Consider the following 15823-nt stretch of genomic DNA (forward strand, 5'->3'; position numbering starts at 1 on the left):
ACGGAGAGGACATCATCGCTCACGGTTTCACAACTGCCATCCAGTCTCGGGAAACTGCTCGAACAACGCGGTCAGGGACGACGCCTGATGAACGGCGGAGGACCAGTCCTCGGCACCGACGTCGAGCAGAACCAGCGAGGGCGGATCCTGACGGAAGTCGTAAGTGAGGAACTCGCGGCTTCCGTCCCCGCCTATGACGACAGCACCGGGGAAGCGCGTCTGGAAGTAACCCGCGTTATTGATGTGGATGACTTCGTCGATGGAATCGATCACCAGGTAGTCGCCCGCGGGCTCGACGAACCGGCTCATGCTCCCCTCCGTGCTCACGAAGTGCCTGTAGTCCATGGGGAACTGCACTCCGAAGTGACGCTCGGCGTGGGCGAGTTGATCGTCATTCGCGTTCTCAGCCGGAACTACCACGTCATAGTCCACGGGAATGCAGGTTTCATGGTCCCTCGATGTTGGAGATCTACTGTCGGGTCATCTCTCAACTCGCGGTCACCTTCCAGGGTTTCGTCAAAGTGCAGCCTCGGTCGGCTTGTCCGGTTCTGTCGTGACGCTGCAGATGCTGCCCTGGATCGAGAACGCCGTGCGACGCCACCACGTCCTGTGCACTCGGCTCAGACGTGCTGCATCCAGATATTGGGCTCCGTATAGGTGCCCTGGTCAGCGGACTGGTCGACCCGTAGCAGGCTCAGCCCTCCCGGGATGACGTAGTCACCCGTCTCTGGGAACACCATGCCCGTCCACTGCTCCCACTCGGCGATCGTGCCGGTCATGGTCTGCGACTGGGGAGCCGCCGCGAGAATTCGGGCGCCCAGATGCTGGTGGGTGCGGATCCATGGATCGAGGGCCATGCCGTCCTCGCGGGTCCACCCCATGAACGCCTCGACCGACGCCAGCGGGTAGCGCGCCTTCAACGTTGGGCGCACCGGCGCGATAACCCGTGGCCATCCGGCGCCCTCGGCGAGCCGACGCAGTGCGTTGAGCATCTCCCCGGCCAGGCCGCGTCCCTTGAGTGACGGCGTAACGATCGCCCCACAGATCACCAGAGTGTCGGGTTCGACGCCCTGCTCTCGGCCCTCGACGGCACGGATGATGGCCTGGGTGTAGCCGGTAGGGAGCGTTTCGGTCCGCCCGTCCCACCGGATCGGTATACCCCAGCCGGACGCGACCGGCAGCCCGCGCTCATCCACCAGCGTGAGATCAAGGGCGGCGAACCACTCCCTGATCCTGCCGATGTACTGCTTAGCCAGCCGATCGGCGGTGATGAACTCCGGGAAACCCTCACTGAAGAGCTCACGCAACTGCTCATCAGGCCACGTACGTGCGTCTGTTCGCTCAACAATCAATGCCACGGGCCCGTTTATAGCGCACCCTCCACAGGCCGAGCGAGGATCTCGTGCACGTCCACCTGGGCCAGGACCAGGCCCGTTGTGTAGTCCAGGGCGGCGAGCAGGTGGATCTTTCGGCCTTTGGCCCTGGCCGCCCCTCGCAGGCTCTTGCCGTCGACCGCGAGGGCGCGCAAACGGCCTGCGGTGCCGGAGCGGTGGTCTGCGAGCCAGCGGCCCACGGCCTGGTCCAGGACATCGCCGTCGATCCGGGCCAGCAGGCGGCGGGCCTGTTATCGAACCAGTGTTCCGGACTGTACGTACCTCAGCCCTGTACGCCGGCGGAGCCAAGGCCCTCGGCAGTGGGACCGAGGTCATCAGCTCCGCCAGTGGGTGGGAGGCCAAACTCGCCTTCGGGTAACTCGCGTACCCCGCTACTCCCCTACTTGCCGCAGAACTCCCCCTCGATCACCGCATCACTGTCCCCCGACCAGTCCCCATTGAAGTTGAAGGAGAGGGAGTGGTGGCCGTCCGCCGTCGTCACCGACGACGACGTCGAGCCGTGGATGCCGCCGTCGTGGCCCCAGACGTGGACCCCGCAGCTCAGCTTGCGGTCGATGAGGCCCAGGCCGTAGCCGGCGTTCGGGACCCCGTCGATCTTGACCGTGGTCTTCATCTCCTTGAGTTGCCGGGGCGGGAGGAGCTTGCCCCGCAGCAGGGCCGTGTAGAAGCGGTTCAGGTCTGAGGAGTTGGCGATCATCTCGCCTGCCGAGGACGCCAGGGACGGGTTCAGCTTCGTGACGTCGTACGTCGGGCCCGTCGTCGACTCGGCCAGCTTCGAGTACGCGCGGCTGCTGGGGTGCGGGACGGTGACCCTGGTGCCGGGGGCCGATGTCGCGTGCAGGTCCAGGGGGTCGATGATGCGGTGGCGGATCTCCGAGGCGTACGAGTGGCCCGTCACCCGCTTGATCACCATGCCCGCGAGGACGTAGTTCGTGTTCGAGTAGCTCCAGGACGTGCCCGGCGCGAAGACCGGCTGGTGGGTCATGGCCAGGTGGACCAGCTGGTCCGGGGTCTCCGTGTCGTAGCGGTGCTGGAAGAAGCCGTCCTTCAGGAAGTACGTGCGGACGAAGCCGGGGTCGTTCGTGTAGTCGAAGATTCCGCTGGTGTGGTTGAGGAGTTGGCGGATGGCCACCTTGGTGCCGTCGTGGCCGTTGCCAGTCACCACGCCCGGGAGCCAGTGGTCCACCGTGTCGTCCAGCGACAGGCGTCCCTCCGCCTCCAGTTGGAGCAGCACCGTGGAGACGAAGGTTTTGGTGATGCTGCCGACGCGGTAGCGGTCCGCCGTGGAGCGCGGGGCGCCGGTCCGGAGGTTGCCCACGCCCGTCGTCGCGGACCATGTGCCGTGCGTGTCCTTGGCCGTTGCCGTCACGCCGGGGACGCCGTCCTTCACGGCCGCGTCCATGGCCGTGCGGGTGGCGGTGTGGGTCGCGGTGTGGTCCGCTCGGGCGGGCGCCGCCGTCGCCGTTCCCGCCAGCGTCGCCGCCACCGCCACCGCGGTCGCCCCCACCAGTCCCGTACGCCCGGCCATTCCCGTACGCCCTGCCCACCCCGTACGTACCCTCATGTCTTTCCCCTTCTCACTTCTCACCGTTGAGCTTGGTCACGGGGAGGGACCTGAGGGACGTAAGCGAAGGTTGCCTTGCCTTGGGACGGTTGAGCGGTTTTCGGCCCTTTCTCAGCCCTTCTTGAGCACCAGCTCCGTGTTGCGGTCCCGCGACGACCCCGACAGGTCCGTACGGGCGCCCGGCGCGTTGAAGGACAGCTCGCGGTAGAGCGCCGCCAGGCCCGTCTGGGTCAGGTCGGAGAAGTCCGTGGCGTGCGGGGCGGCGGATTCGATGAGGGTGGTGAAGAGGGAGAGGGTGCCGTCCTTGTTGTCCACCAGCTCGATGACGCGGGCGAGTTGGGGGAAGTCGACGTGGGAGGCGGTGCAGATCTCCCAGAAGGAGCGGTTGTCGGGGGCGGCGTGCGGGATGATCTCGTTCTTGTGGGTGTGGCCGTTCACCCAGGCCAGGACGTTGCTGAAGCTGGCGAGGAGGGCGATGACGTCGTCGCCGCCGTGGCGCTTCTCGGCGGGGTGGGCCGGGTCGGCGTGGCCGTTGTCCATGGTCTTGCTGGTGTGGTGGCTGAAGACGATGACGTACGAGTCCTTGTTCTCGCGCAGCGTCTTCTCCAGCCAGCGCAGCTGGGCGGTGCCGATGGAGCCCGCGTAGTGGCCGCCGGGGTCGGTGGTGTCGAGGCTGACGCCGATGACGTCCTCGGCGATGCGGAACGTGTAGTACTGGGTGCTCGCGGCGAGGTTCGCGGAGGAGTAGCCGTGGCCGATGGGGCCCGGGCCCGTGTTGGCCGGGTCGAGGTGGGCCTTCAGGTACTCGGCGGGGGTGAACGGGGCGCGGTTCTCGTCCGGAGTGACCGAGCGCATGTCCCGGGCGTGGGCCTTGAGCAGGTCCCGGAACTCCTTGCCCTTGGGGCTGGTGCCGTTCTTGATGGACTGCTGGAGGGCGGTGCACTCCGAGGCGGGCAGCGACATCAGCTTCTTGCCGCCGACGGCGAAGTCGGTGAGGTACGAGTCGCCACGTGAGCCGTAGCAGCCGAGCGGGAGCGCGTCATGGTTGCCGACCGTGGAGTACCAGGGCAGCTTGAGGCCGGGGCTTCGCAGCTCGCGGATCGCGGCCTCCAGGAAGCCCTCGATGCGCGGGAAGCCGAGCTGCTTGTCGGCGTCGCGCAGGGCCGCGTCGGGCTGCCAGTACGTCTTGAGGCCGCTGGCCTGGACGCCCTCGTAGTGGCGCGGGTCGCCGCTGTTGGGGGTGATCCGGCCGCCGCTCATGACCTTCAGGAACCAGTCCAGTTCCGTTTTGGAGTTGTTGTCCGTGTTGTCGCCCGTGGTCATCACGAAGTGCAGCGGCGAGCCGGTGACGGGGGCTCCCCGCAGCGAGTTGACCCGCTCGATGAGCGAGACGGCGCCCGCGACGGTCAGCGTCTCCTGCGGACGCCAGGCGCTCTTGTTCTGGGAGCGCAGGTACTCCAGGCGCAGCGGGTGCTGGGCGTCCATCAGGTGCAGGTCGGTGAGCTGCACGAACGCGGCGAGCGTGGTGCGGCGGTCGGCCCGGCCCGACTTGGCGGAGGCCAGCTCGTCGCGTACCAGCCGCTTCCAGCCGGGGCCGTCGCCCAGCCGCCGGTAGCCGGAGGAGCCGGAGCGCGGGGCGGCGACACCGCGCAGGGTGGTGCCGCGCGTGTAAGGGGCCAGCTCGGAGGGGGCCAGCGGGCTCACCCCGCTCGCCCCGGCGCCGTTGTGCGCGAGGGAGTCGGCGACGGGTGCCTGGCCCGGCGTGGCGGCATGCGCGGCGGAGTCCGGGCGCAGGGCGAGACCGATCCCCGTGGAGAGGGACACCGCTCCGGTGGCGGCGAGCAGGGTGCGGCGGTTGAGGGCGGGTACGGCGGCGACAGAGCGTATGCGCGACATGGCGCGGTCTCCCCGAGTGCGAACGCGTCGGCAGTGGTCGCGGGGCGCTCGGCTGGCGAACTTCCCGCTCATACTGGATCGTTGGCACCGGGGATGACCTGCACGTTAACTCGGCCGCAACGGCCAACGCCGATCACCGTACGTGGATCTTGGACCACCCTGCGCGTCCACGGACACCTCTTCGAACGGCCGGGAAGCGGTCACTCCATGTTCACTTTTCGGGGTACTGAACCTGAATCCGGCCCACCATGGCGCTCACGTCACGGGTTGGCGGGCGAGTACTCGGGCGCCGACCAGCGCAGGGGACTGGCCGTCGGCGACTCGATGACTTCCGTGAGCGTGAAGCGGACGGTCCGCTCACCGTCCGGCGCGTACTCCGTGCGGGCCTCGCCCGTCAGCTGAAGCGTCGTCCCCGTCCGCCAGTCCAGGAACAGCAGCCCGGCCCGCGGGTCCGCCGCCAGGTTGCCGAGGGTCAGGAACATGGAGTTCCCGGGGTAGTCGCGCCAGCGCAGCTCGTACGGTGATGCGACGTGGACGAAGCCGGGGTTGCCGCCCCGGTGACTCGCGTCGGCCCCGTGCGCGTGCACCGTGGCGAGGAAGAAGGTGTCGGCGGTCTCGATGAACTCCCGCTGGGAGGGGGAGAGTTCCGTGCCGCGCCGGGGCGTGTCCGGCACGCGCTCGACGACCGTCTCGTAACTCTCCCTCTTCTGGAGGTACTTCGGGCAGTTGGCGAAGACCTGGTCGGCCTCGACCGCGAAGCCGCGGGGTGTCGGGCGGACCCGGCCGTTGAGGCGCATACGGCGCCGGGTGCGCGGGTCGAGCGCGAGGGTGCCGACGGGGGTGCCGGGCACGGAGAGCGCGGGGGCGAGGGGGTCGGCCGGCGGGAGTCCGCGCGTGACCGAGATCTGGCGGGGGCCGGTGGCCCGTACGAAGCCGGGCGCGCCGGTGAGCAGCGAGGCCCAGACCGCACCACCGCCCGGGGCGCCGACACCGCCCGGATCCGCGCCGCCGACGATCAGCATCGGCTGGAGTTCGAGGAAGGCGGCCGCCACCGGCCGGATGCCCTGCCCGATGGCCTGCCCTACGTGATCGGCGAGATCGCGCACGCCGACCCGGTCCTGCACGGCGCGCGAGCCGGAGTGATACGTCACGACGCCATCTCCTCTCTATCTCTAGAAGAAACCGCAGGTCGGCGCCGATGCCGACGGTGCCGACGCCTCCTCCACACCGCTCGGCGTATAGATCTCCAGCCGCGTGCCGTCGGGGTCGTGGAAGAAGATCCCGCCCGACGCCGAGCCCTCGCGGTGGGCGACCACTCCCTCGTACGCGAACTCGACGCCGTAGGCGCGCAGGGCCGTCTCGTACTCCCTGACCTGCTCGACGGAGTCGACTTCGAGGGCGAGGTGGTGCAGGCCGGCGCGGGTGTTGTCGTACGAGCCCTGTGCCTGCTGCCAGAGCGTGAGCACCGGGCGGCCGTCTCCGCTCAGGGAGCCGAGGAACGCGTACCGCCGCTCCTCCTCCTTGCCCTCGCCGATCACCCCGAAGCCCAGCACGTCGCGGTAGAAGGCGAGCGAGCGGTCGAGGTCGGTGACGTTCAGGCCGATGTGGCCGGTGCGCGGAGTCATGACGGTCCCCTCTGTCGATTCTGTCGATGGCCGCCCCCCGAGGAGGACTAACCTCTGTAATCGAGATTAGAGGTTAGAATCGTGGAGCGCAACCGGTCACATACCCTTGAGCGGTTAGCCGTGAAGGGAGCCCCGCCATGCCCACCACCTCCGACCCGCGTCCGCTCACCGGGGAGCCGGTCGCGCTCGACCTGCTCAACACCCGCTGGATGCATGAAGGAGCCGTGCGGGATCTCCTGACGGACACCGAGGGGCTCGCGGTGTGGCTGGCGGCGAACGGGCTCGATTTCCCGGCCGACGACACCGTTCTGCGGCACGTGCTCCAGGCCCGGGACGCCTTGCGCGCCGCCGTCGACGGGCCGCCGGAAGCGCCGGAAGCAGGCAAACCCCTGGCCGACGCGGTCGCCGCGCGTGTCGACGCCGTCCTCGCCCACGGCCGCGTCCGTCTCACGCTGACCGCCCACGGTCCGGGCGAGTCTCCCGAGTTCAGTGACCCCTCCTGGGGCCCGGCATGGCTGGCGGCCCGCAACTATCTGGAGCTGCTGGACACCGCCCCGGACCGCATCCGCCGCTGCGCCCACGACGCGTGCATCCTGCACTTCTTCGACACCTCGCGGAACGGCACCCGCCGCTGGTGTTCGATGGCGGCCTGCGGTAACCGCGCGAAGGCGTCCCGCCACTACGCGCGCACGAAAGAGAGTTAAGTCGACACATAGGGTTATCCCTATCGACCGACATCTCCCCCGATAGCCCGCTATCACCGGCGTGACGCATGGCGGAAGTACGCCATGACATCATCCCGCCTCGGTCAACTCTCCCCAAACAACTGCCCCTTAGGTAAAGCTGAGCGGTCATCCGGGTTCACATACCGGACTGACGCGATCGGGTCCCGAAATGACCGTCGGGGGCCGGTCGCTCCTCGCTCGTTCCTTTACCTACAAGGGATGCAGATGATCTCCGACCCTCAGCGCACTCCGATATCGGGCGCGAGACGCGTGGCCCGGATAGCCGTGGCCGCGGGCCTGGTGGCCGCGCTCTCCGCGGCCGGGCCGATACCCATGGCCTTCTCCGCGGACACCGCAGCCCCGGCGGCCGACCCGGGCACCAAGTCCGCGGCCGCCAAGCTCGGTTCGTCCGACGCCGACCTTCTCGCCGATGCCAAGGCCAACGGCGACAAGAACGTCACGATGATGATCGCCACCGCTCCCGGCCAGACCGAGCAGGTCGCCAAGGAGCTGGACGCGGTCAAGGGCGGCTCCGTGGGCCGTACTTACGACAAGCTCGGTTACGTCAGGGCGACCGTCCCCACCGGCAGGGCCGACTCGGCCATCGCCGCCGCCGCGAAGCTGTCCTCGGTGCACGGGATCGACCTGCGCCAGGAGATCGCGCTGGACGACCCGACGCCGAGCGCCGACACGGCGAAGAGTGCCGCCAACGCCTCCACGGCCACCGCCACTTACTCGGGCCCGTCCAAGAGCACGCCCGCCGAGAACCCGTACAACCCGTCCTTCGAAACGGGCGCCGTCGACTTCGTGAAGGACCACCCGAAGGCGGACGGCCGGGGCATCACCATCGGCATCCTCGACTCCGGTGTCGACCTGGGCCACCCCGCGCTCCAGAAGACCACCACCGGCGAGCGCAAGATCGTCGACTGGGTGACGTCGACCGACCCGATCCTGGACAGCGACGCCACCTGGCGTCCGCAGGTGACCCCGGTGTCCGGGCCCACCTTCACCTACAGCGGCAAGACGTGGACGGCGCCCGCAGGCTCGTACCAGGTCAGCACCTTCCGCGAGTCCGCCACCACGGGTGGCGACGCGAAGGGCGACGCGAACCGCGACGGCGACACCACCGACTCGTGGGGCCTCCTGTACGACGCGACGGCCGGCACGGTCACCGTCGACCTGAACAACAACAACGACTTCACCGACGACACGCCGATGAAGCCGTACAAGGACGGCTACCAGATCGGCTACTTCGGCACCGACGACCCGTCGACCGACGTGGTCGAGCGTCAGCCGTTCGTCGTGCAGATCCGCAAGGACGTGCCGATGGACCCGTACGGCGGGTCCTGGGTCGGCCAGAAGCGCGACTTCGTCAACATCGGCGTCATCGAGTCCGAGCACGGCACGCACGTCGCGGGCATCACCTCCGCGAACGGCCTGTTCGGCGGCAAGATGAACGGCGCGGCCCCGGGCGCGAAGATCGTCTCGTCCCGCGCCTGCACCTGGACCGGCGGCTGCACCAACGTCGCGCTCACCGAGGGCATGATCGACCTCGTCGCCAACCGCGGCGTCGACATCGTCAACATGTCCATCGGCGGTCTGCCCGCGCTGAACGACGGCAACAACGCGCGCTCCGAGCTCTACACGCGTCTCATCGACACCTACGGTGTCCAGCTGGTGATCTCCGCGGGCAACTCCGGCCCCGGCGCCAACACCATCGGCGACCCCGGCCTGGCCGACAAGGTCATCTCGGTCGGCGCGGCCATCTCCAAAGAGACCTGGGCGTCCAACTACGGCTCGCAGGTGGAGAAGAAGTACGCGCTGCTGCCCTTCTCCTCGCGCGGCCCGCGTGAGGACGGCGGCTTCACGCCGACGCTGAGCGCGCCCGGCGCCTCCATCAACTCCACCCAGACCTGGCTGCCGGGCTCCCCGGTCGCCGAGGCGGGCTACTCGCTGCCGGCCGGCTACTCGATGCTCCAGGGCACGTCGATGGCGTCGCCGCAGGCCGCGGGCGCGTCCGCGCTGCTGCTGAGCGCCGCCAAGCAGAAGGGCATCGCCCTCAGCCCGGCCGCCCTGCGCACGGCCCTCACCTCGACCGCCGACCACATCAAGGGTGTGCAGGCGTACGAGGAGGGTGCGGGCCTCATCAACATCGTGGACGCCTGGGACTCCATCAAGGACGGCGCCACCGCCCACGACTACACCGTGAAGGCGCCGGTCGACACCGCGATCGACTACGCGCTGAAGACGCCGGGCTTCGGCACGGGCCTGTACGACCGCGAGGGCGGGCTCAAGGCCGGTGACAAGAAGACGTACGACATCACCATCACGCGTACGTCCGGCGAGGACAAGGCGATCCGCCACGAGCTGTACTTCGAGAACAACGCCGCCGGCACCTTCAAGATCGTCGGCTCGGACGAGGTCAGGCTCCCGCTGAACCAGCCGGTGACGGTCAAGGTCCAGGCCGCCCCGAAGTCGGCCGGTCTCAAGAGCGCGATTCTTGAGGTCGACGACCCGAGGACCGAGGGCGTCGACAAGCAGATCCTGTCGACGGTCGTGGTCTCGGCTCCGGTCAAGTACACGTACTCCGCGTCGAGTTCGGTGCAGCGCAACAGCAGCAAGTCGTACTTCGTGACCGTTCCCGCGGGCGCCAAGTCCCTTGAGGTCGCGATCGGCGGGCTGGCGGACAAGAGCCAGACCCGGTTCATCGCGATCCACCCGTACGGCGTTCCGGTCGACAACACCTCCACGCCGTACTGCTACAACAACTACCTCGACGGCAACGGCTGCAAGCCCGACGTGCGTTCGTACGCGGACCCGCAGGCCGGCGTCTGGGAGATCGAGGTCGAGTCGCGCCGTACGTCGCCGCTGCTCGACAACCCGTACAAGCTGGACGTCTCCGTGCTCGGCGCGGCCTTCGACCCGGCCGTCGTGACCGTCCCCGAGGCCAAGGTCGGCACCCCGGCCACCGCCTCCTGGAAGGTGACGAACAACTACGCGGCGATCGACGGCACCCTGAAGGGCGGCCCGCTCGGTTCCTCGCTGAACGCGCGACCGACCATCGCCGACGGCGCCACGCAGACGACCACGGTCGAGGTGCCCGCGGGCGCCACGTCCCTGAACGTCGCCATCGGCAACGTCTCCGACACGGCCGCCGACCTCGACCTGACGGTGAAGAACGCCGCCGGGACCGTGGTCGGGACGTCCGCTGACGGTGACTCCGAGGAGGCCGTCTCCATCGCGTCGCCGGCCGCCGGGACGTACACCATCGAGGTCGCGGGCTACTCGGTCCCGTCGGGCTCGACCGCGTACGACTACCAGGACGTGTTCTTCTCGTCCGCGCTCGGCACCGTCACGGTCGACGAGTCCGCGCCGGTCAAGCTCGGCACGGGCGACTCGGCGACGGTCTCCGGCTCGGTCACCGCGGCGGCCGCGGCCCCCGCGGGACGCGAGTTCTTCGGCCAGGTCCAGCTGGTGAACGCGCGCGGCACGGTCGCGGGCCTCGGCAGCGTGAAGATCGAGAAGGTCACGCCGTAACCTCGTGACCTGTACGGCAGCGGGGCGGGCGTCCGGACACCGGGCGCCCGCCCTTTCGCCTGTCCGGTCTCACTCTTCGCAGTCCAGACCGCGGGACTGGGGCAGCGAGTCGACGATCCACCGCCGCTCGGCGGCGATGTCCTTCTTCCCCGTCACCCACTTGTCGGGGACGACCGCGTCGTGCCGGATGGCGACAAGCACCTGCTGTCCCTTGTGCGGGCGCGGGCCGACACCCTCGTCGAACAGGAAGGTGACCTGGGACTTCCCCTGGGCCGGCTTGTAGGAGTGGGTCACGTCGAGGGTGATCCGGTCCTGATCGGCGCCGGGGAGCGGCTCGACCTCGGCGACCGTGCCCTCGACGACGAGCCGGGAGCAGGCGAGGTAGCCCGGGGCGCTGAGGGAGGCCCCCGCGCCGTCCTTCGCGTCCGCACCGGACGACTTGGCGGAGTCGCTCGCCCCACCGGCCCCGCCCTGCACGATGAGCCAGCTCATGCCGACGACCATCAGGGCGACGACGGCCGTGACGAGCGTCCCGAGGATGACCGCGAGGGCTCCGGGGCGCCGGGAGCGCTGCTTGGGGGCGGCTGCCGGGCGCCGGTTCCTGGGCTTCCGGGTCCCCCTGGACTTCCTGGTCCTCCTGCCCTTGCGGGACGGAGCCGCCTCGGTCGTCTCCGCACCCTCCGCCAACGTGTCCCCGATGAGAGCCAGTTGCTCGCGCAGCAGGGCCAGGTCCGCCGCCGCCGACCGGTGCTCGGCCATGAACTCGGCGTCTTCGTGGGCCCCTTCGGGCAGTGGTTCGTCCGTGATCGCGGCCAGCAGCGCGTCCACACCTTCGTACTCGGCCACGTCACACCACCTCGTCCTCGTGCAGGCGGGCGCGCAGGGCGCGGACCGCCGTGTGCAGCCTGCTCTTGACCGTGCCCTCCGGAATGCCGAGTTCCTCGGAGATCCCGCGCACGGAAAGATCGGCGTAGAAACGCAGGACGAGGACCTGGCGCTGGGTGTCGGGCAGTTCGTCCAGGCCCTGGGCCACGGCCAGCGAGAGCACACTGGAGTCCTCGTCGGAGGGGTGCTCCAACTGCCGCAGCGAGGCCAGGCGTTCGCCGAGCCGCTCCTGGCGGCGCTTGGCCCGGTGCCAGTCCATCGCCAGGTTCGAGGCGACGACCGCCGCCCACGCGGACACGTCGCGCGGCGCCTCGTCCCCCTTGGCCGTGCGCTCCAGCAACCGCAGGCGGACCTGCTGCACCCCGTCCGGCAGATCCGCCTGCGGTACGCCGCCGAGCGCGAGCACCGCCCGCACCCGGCGTTCCTGAGCCGCGTCCAGGGGGTCGTCCACCCCCTGTGCGCGGCGGCCTATTCTGCGCAGCACAAGCCACCCCTCCCCTCCCGCGTTTCCTCTACGACGCGGCGGCGTGCCAAAACGTTCGGCCCAGGTCGAGAGACTTTTCGCGGACCCCTGACCTCCACTTCTCACTCAACACCCCTCCCCCTCTGCTCTCATCTCCCTCTCATCGACTTCACATCGCCTTCACTGTCACCATGTGTCCATGACGATCATCACCAAGGGGGCCAACACCCCTGTCCCCGCAGGGATGTTGCGTGTCGCGGTCTGCCGTCGCAACGTTCCGGGGACCCCGGCCGTGGACGCCTCGGCTCTGCTGCTCGACGCGGCCGGCAAGGTACGCGGCGACGCCGACCTCGTCTTCTACAACCAGCCGGCGCACCCCTCGGGCGCCGTACGGCACGTCGGGACCGCCGAGGGCGGCGGACAGCTCGCGGAGTGGCTGGAACTGGACCTGCCCCGGGTCGAGCCCGACGTGCAGCGGGTGGTGATAGCGGGGTCCTGCGACGGCGGGACCTTCGGCGCCGTACCCGGACTGGCCGTGCAGGCGCTCAACGGCGACGGGGCGGTGGTGGCGCACTACGAGGTGACCGACGCGTCGAGCGAGACCGCCTTCGTGCTGGGCGAGTTCTACCGGCGCAACGGGGAGTGGAAGTTCCGGGCGGTGGGGCAGGGGTACGCGTCCGGCCTCGCGGGGCTGGCGACGGACTTCGGGATCGCGGTCGAGGAACCCGCGGAGCCTGCGCCACTGAACGCCGTGCCCGCGACGACGGCGGGGCCGGTACCGCTGGACGCCGTGCCCGCGAAGACGGCTGAACCGGTGCCGGCGGGACCGGTGCCGGCGGACACCGTGCGGCCGGTGCCGCAGGACGCCGTCCCGTTCCCGTTCGGGCCCGGGTTCGAGCCGGTCGTGCAGCGCGGCCGTGGTCAGGGCGTCATCACCGTCGGCAGGTCCGTCCCTCCCGGCCCCGTGATCGTCGAGGCCTGGCACGAGGGCGAGGGCTACTTCTACGCGTACACGCTCACCAAGCGCAACAAGGACGACAAGCTCGTCTTCAACAACACCATGACCGACTTCCGCGGCCGCGCGCTCGTCTTCCAGGACGACGACCGGCGGCTCCGGCTGCGGGTCACCGGCGACAACGACTGGACGGTGTCCGTCCAGCCGCTGTCGGTGGCACGCCACCTCACCGGCACCGTGCAAGGCCTCGGCCCCGAAGTGCTCGTCTACACAGGTACGGAGGCCGACGTCGACGCGGAGTTCTCCGGCGGCGACGACGGAGACAGCTCGTTCGTGGTCTGGAGCGCGGACGCGCACAACCTCCGGGGTTCACATGACCTGGTCTTCAACGACGTCGGACGGCTGCGGCAGACCGCGCCGCTCCCCGGGGGCCCGCTCCTGCTGCTCGTCGAGGCCGACGGCCCCTGGCAGCTCACCGCCCGCCCCCTGCCGGCCATCGATCCCGGCCCGGCCCAGGCGTCCGAGCCGCCCGCCGTCGTCGTACCCGAGACACGGCCCGTCCAGCCGTACGCGGGTGGCAGCGACGGCGTGAGCAAGGACGAGCGCCCGGCGAAGGGCCTCCTCGGCCGCCTGGGCCGTACCAAGGACCAGGCCGAGCACTCGGGCCGCGGCGCGAAGACGGTCACGCTGGCCAACCCGGAGCCGGGGCGGCCGGCGATCCTCGAGTACTCGATCAAGGACGATGACGGGTACAGCAGCTACCGGATCGAGCTGCTGGACGAGTACGACGACACCGAGAAGTTCATGGAGTCGTCCACGCACGGAACGCACGGCCGCGTCCTCCTGTTCGGCAAGGGCGAGAGCGAGGTCCGGCTGCGGCTGGAGCGGGTGGGCTCGTGGAGCCTGCGTCTGCTGCCCGTCGAGGAGGCGACACCGCTGACCGGGAAGGTGGAGGGCAAGGGCAGCACCGTGTTCCGCTACACCGGTCCGCCCGCGGTGCAGTCCCTGCGCCGTCTCACCCGGGACGACGACTGGCTGGACACCTGGACCGTCCAGGCCGACGGCAAGAAGTCGATCAGCGCGAGCACCGCGGGGCGGCGCCGGCCCGTCGTCGGTCCCCTGCGGGTGTCGGCGGACGGATACTGCTACCTCCTGGTCACCGCCCGCCACTCGACCGGCTGGCAGATCGAGACGGCCGCCCTCGACACCGTGCCCGCGTTCGACGGCAAGGTGTCGGGACAGGGCTATGCGGTCGTACGCCACACCGGCCCGGCGGCCGAGATGATGGTCCGGTACGAAGCGCGCGGCATGATCGACCTCATCGCGCTCTGGGAACTCGACGACCGCCTCGAACCGATACGGCGGATCAGCATGGCCGCCGGTCTCCAGCCCATACCGCAGGGCCTCGTCCAGGTCAGATGCGGCGGCGGCAAGTGGAGCATCGAGGCGCGCGGCTGATTTCCGCCGCGCGCACCCCCTCCCCCGGCCCGGAGTCGTACGTCACACCGCTCCGGGCCGCGGACGGCGCCCCCGCAGTACGGCTTGCGGTCCGGGGCGGGCGGCGGACGGGTTTCTTCGGACCGGCGGGAGTCGTCGCCGGATGATCGGAACGGGACCGGCCACCCCCGCGTCCCACTCCTCGGGCCGCGCCGCGAAAGAATTGGACACGCGGGCCGGGGTCGGACGCATGATGGAAGCGCTGGACCACGTAAAACGCACGCAAAGGGAGTCGCCGTGAAGGTCGGAATCGTCGGAGCCACCGGTCAGGTCGGCACAGTCATGCGCAGGATCCTGGTCGAGCGGGACTTCCCGGTCACCGAGCTGCGCCTGTTCGCCTCGGCCCGCTCGGCCGGGACGGTGCTCGACGGCGTGACGGTGGAGGACGCGGCGACGGCCGACTACTCGGGCCTGGACATCGTCCTCTTCTCGGCGGGCGGCGCGACCTCGAAGGCGCTGGCCGAAAAGGTCGCCTCGCAGGGCGCGGTCGTGATCGACAACTCGTCGGCCTGGCGCAAGGACCCCGAGGTCCCCCTCGTCGTCTCCGAGGTGAACCCGCACGCGATCGCCGACCGGCCCAAGGGCATCATCGCGAACCCGAACTGCACCACGATGGCCGCGATGCCGGTCCTCAAGCCGCTGCACGAGGAGGCGGGACTGGAGGCGCTGGTCGTCGCCACCTACCAGGCGGTCTCCGGCTCCGGTGTCGCCGGCGTGGCCGAGCTGCACGGTCAGGCGCTGAAGGTCGTCGCCGACGCCGACAAGCTGACCCACGACGGTGCGGCGGTCGACTTCCCCGAGCCGCAGGTCTACAAGCGCCCCATCGCTTTCAACGTGATCCCGCTCGCCGGCTCCATCGTCGACGACGGTCTGAACGAGACGGACGAGGAGCAGAAGCTCCGCAACGAGTCCCGCAAGATCCTGGAGATCCCCGGTCTGAAGGTCTCCGGCACCTGCGTCCGCGTTCCCGTCTTCTCCGGCCACTCCCTCCAGGTGAACGCCCGCTTCGCCCGTCCGCTCCCGGCCGAGCGTGCCACGGAGCTCCTGGCGGGTGCCCCCGGCGTCGTCCTCTCCGACATCCCGACGCCTCTCCAGGCCGCCGGCAAGGACGCCTCGTACGTCGGCCGCATCCGCACCGACGAGACCGTCGAGCACGGCCTCGCCCTCTTCATCTCCAACGACAACCTCCGCAAGGGCGCCGCGCTGAACGCCGTCCAGATCGCGGAACTGGTAGCAGCCGAACTCAAGGGCTGACGCCGGCGGGGGGGCTGGGGCGGGCTGG

13 protein-coding genes are annotated in these 15823 nt (G+C 69.8%); 4 read left to right on the forward strand and 9 right to left on the reverse strand.

Annotated elements, in window-relative coordinates:
• Positions 1 to 27: 27 nt before the first annotated feature.
• From AB5J50_RS18165 to AB5J50_RS18195, 7 genes are all read right to left on the reverse strand, one after another.
• Positions 28 to 432 carry an SMI1/KNR4 family protein gene (locus tag AB5J50_RS18165; RefSeq protein WP_369259308.1) on the reverse strand — a complete coding sequence of 135 codons (405 nt, stop codon included), beginning with the start codon at positions 430 to 432 and terminating at the stop codon, positions 28 to 30.
• A gap of 188 nt (positions 433 to 620) precedes the next feature.
• Positions 621 to 1358: a hypothetical protein gene (locus tag AB5J50_RS18170; RefSeq protein ID WP_369259310.1), complete on the reverse strand. Its 738-nt coding sequence runs from the start codon at positions 1356 to 1358 to the stop codon at positions 621 to 623.
• Positions 1359 to 1366: 8 nt separating this feature from the next.
• Positions 1367 to 1573: a hypothetical protein gene (locus tag AB5J50_RS18175; RefSeq protein ID WP_369259312.1), complete on the reverse strand. Its 207-nt coding sequence runs from the start codon at positions 1571 to 1573 to the stop codon at positions 1367 to 1369.
• 200 nt (positions 1574 to 1773) lie between these two features.
• Positions 1774 to 2958: a serine hydrolase domain-containing protein gene (locus tag AB5J50_RS18180; RefSeq protein WP_369259314.1), complete on the reverse strand. Its 1185-nt coding sequence runs from the start codon at positions 2956 to 2958 to the stop codon at positions 1774 to 1776.
• Between the two features lie 111 nt (positions 2959 to 3069).
• Positions 3070 to 4854 (reverse strand): TIGR03767 family metallophosphoesterase, encoded by a 1785-nt coding sequence (locus AB5J50_RS18185; RefSeq protein ID WP_369259316.1) that lies wholly within the window; start codon positions 4852 to 4854, stop codon positions 3070 to 3072.
• Between the two features lie 260 nt (positions 4855 to 5114).
• Positions 5115 to 6005, reverse strand: a complete 891-nt coding sequence (locus tag AB5J50_RS18190; RefSeq protein ID WP_369259318.1) for a pyridoxamine 5'-phosphate oxidase family protein — start codon at positions 6003 to 6005, stop codon at positions 5115 to 5117.
• Positions 6006 to 6026: 21 nt separating this feature from the next.
• Positions 6027 to 6479 carry a VOC family protein gene (locus tag AB5J50_RS18195; protein WP_369259320.1) on the reverse strand — a complete coding sequence of 151 codons (453 nt, stop codon included), beginning with the start codon at positions 6477 to 6479 and terminating at the stop codon, positions 6027 to 6029.
• 137 nt (positions 6480 to 6616) lie between these two features.
• Between AB5J50_RS18195 and AB5J50_RS18200 the strand changes: the two genes are divergently transcribed.
• Together AB5J50_RS18200 and AB5J50_RS18205 are read left to right on the forward strand one after the other, a co-directional pair.
• Complete coding sequence (locus tag AB5J50_RS18200) at positions 6617 to 7183, forward strand: CGNR zinc finger domain-containing protein (RefSeq protein ID WP_369259322.1); 567 nt, start codon at positions 6617 to 6619, stop codon at positions 7181 to 7183.
• A gap of 246 nt (positions 7184 to 7429) precedes the next feature.
• Complete coding sequence (locus tag AB5J50_RS18205) at positions 7430 to 10741, forward strand: S8 family serine peptidase (RefSeq protein ID WP_369265431.1); 3312 nt, start codon at positions 7430 to 7432, stop codon at positions 10739 to 10741.
• Positions 10742 to 10810: 69 nt separating this feature from the next.
• Here the strand turns inward: AB5J50_RS18205 and AB5J50_RS18210 are convergent, their stop codons facing one another.
• Together AB5J50_RS18210 and AB5J50_RS18215 are read right to left on the reverse strand one after the other, a co-directional pair.
• The gene (locus tag AB5J50_RS18210) at positions 10811 to 11587 is read right to left on the reverse strand and encodes a hypothetical protein (protein WP_369259324.1); all 777 of its coding nucleotides are present in this window, start codon (positions 11585 to 11587) and stop codon (positions 10811 to 10813) included.
• Between the two features lies 1 nt (position 11588).
• Positions 11589 to 12110 carry a sigma-70 family RNA polymerase sigma factor gene (locus AB5J50_RS18215; RefSeq protein ID WP_327428764.1) on the reverse strand — a complete coding sequence of 174 codons (522 nt, stop codon included), beginning with the start codon at positions 12108 to 12110 and terminating at the stop codon, positions 11589 to 11591.
• A 178-nt stretch (positions 12111 to 12288) separates the two neighbouring features.
• Here AB5J50_RS18215 and AB5J50_RS18220 point away from each other — a divergent pair, with 178 nt between their 5' ends.
• Complete coding sequence (locus tag AB5J50_RS18220) at positions 12289 to 14502, forward strand: TerD family protein (protein ID WP_369259326.1); 2214 nt, start codon at positions 12289 to 12291, stop codon at positions 14500 to 14502.
• 276 nt (positions 14503 to 14778) lie between these two features.
• Positions 14779 to 15795, forward strand: coding sequence for an aspartate-semialdehyde dehydrogenase (locus tag AB5J50_RS18225; RefSeq protein WP_369259328.1), 1017 nt, complete (start codon positions 14779 to 14781; stop codon positions 15793 to 15795).
• Positions 15796 to 15823: the final 28 nt, after the last annotated feature.

The organism is Streptomyces sp. R35 (genome assembly GCF_041053035.1).
Classification (GTDB): Bacteria; Actinomycetota; Actinomycetes; order Streptomycetales; family Streptomycetaceae; genus Streptomyces; species Streptomyces lutosisoli.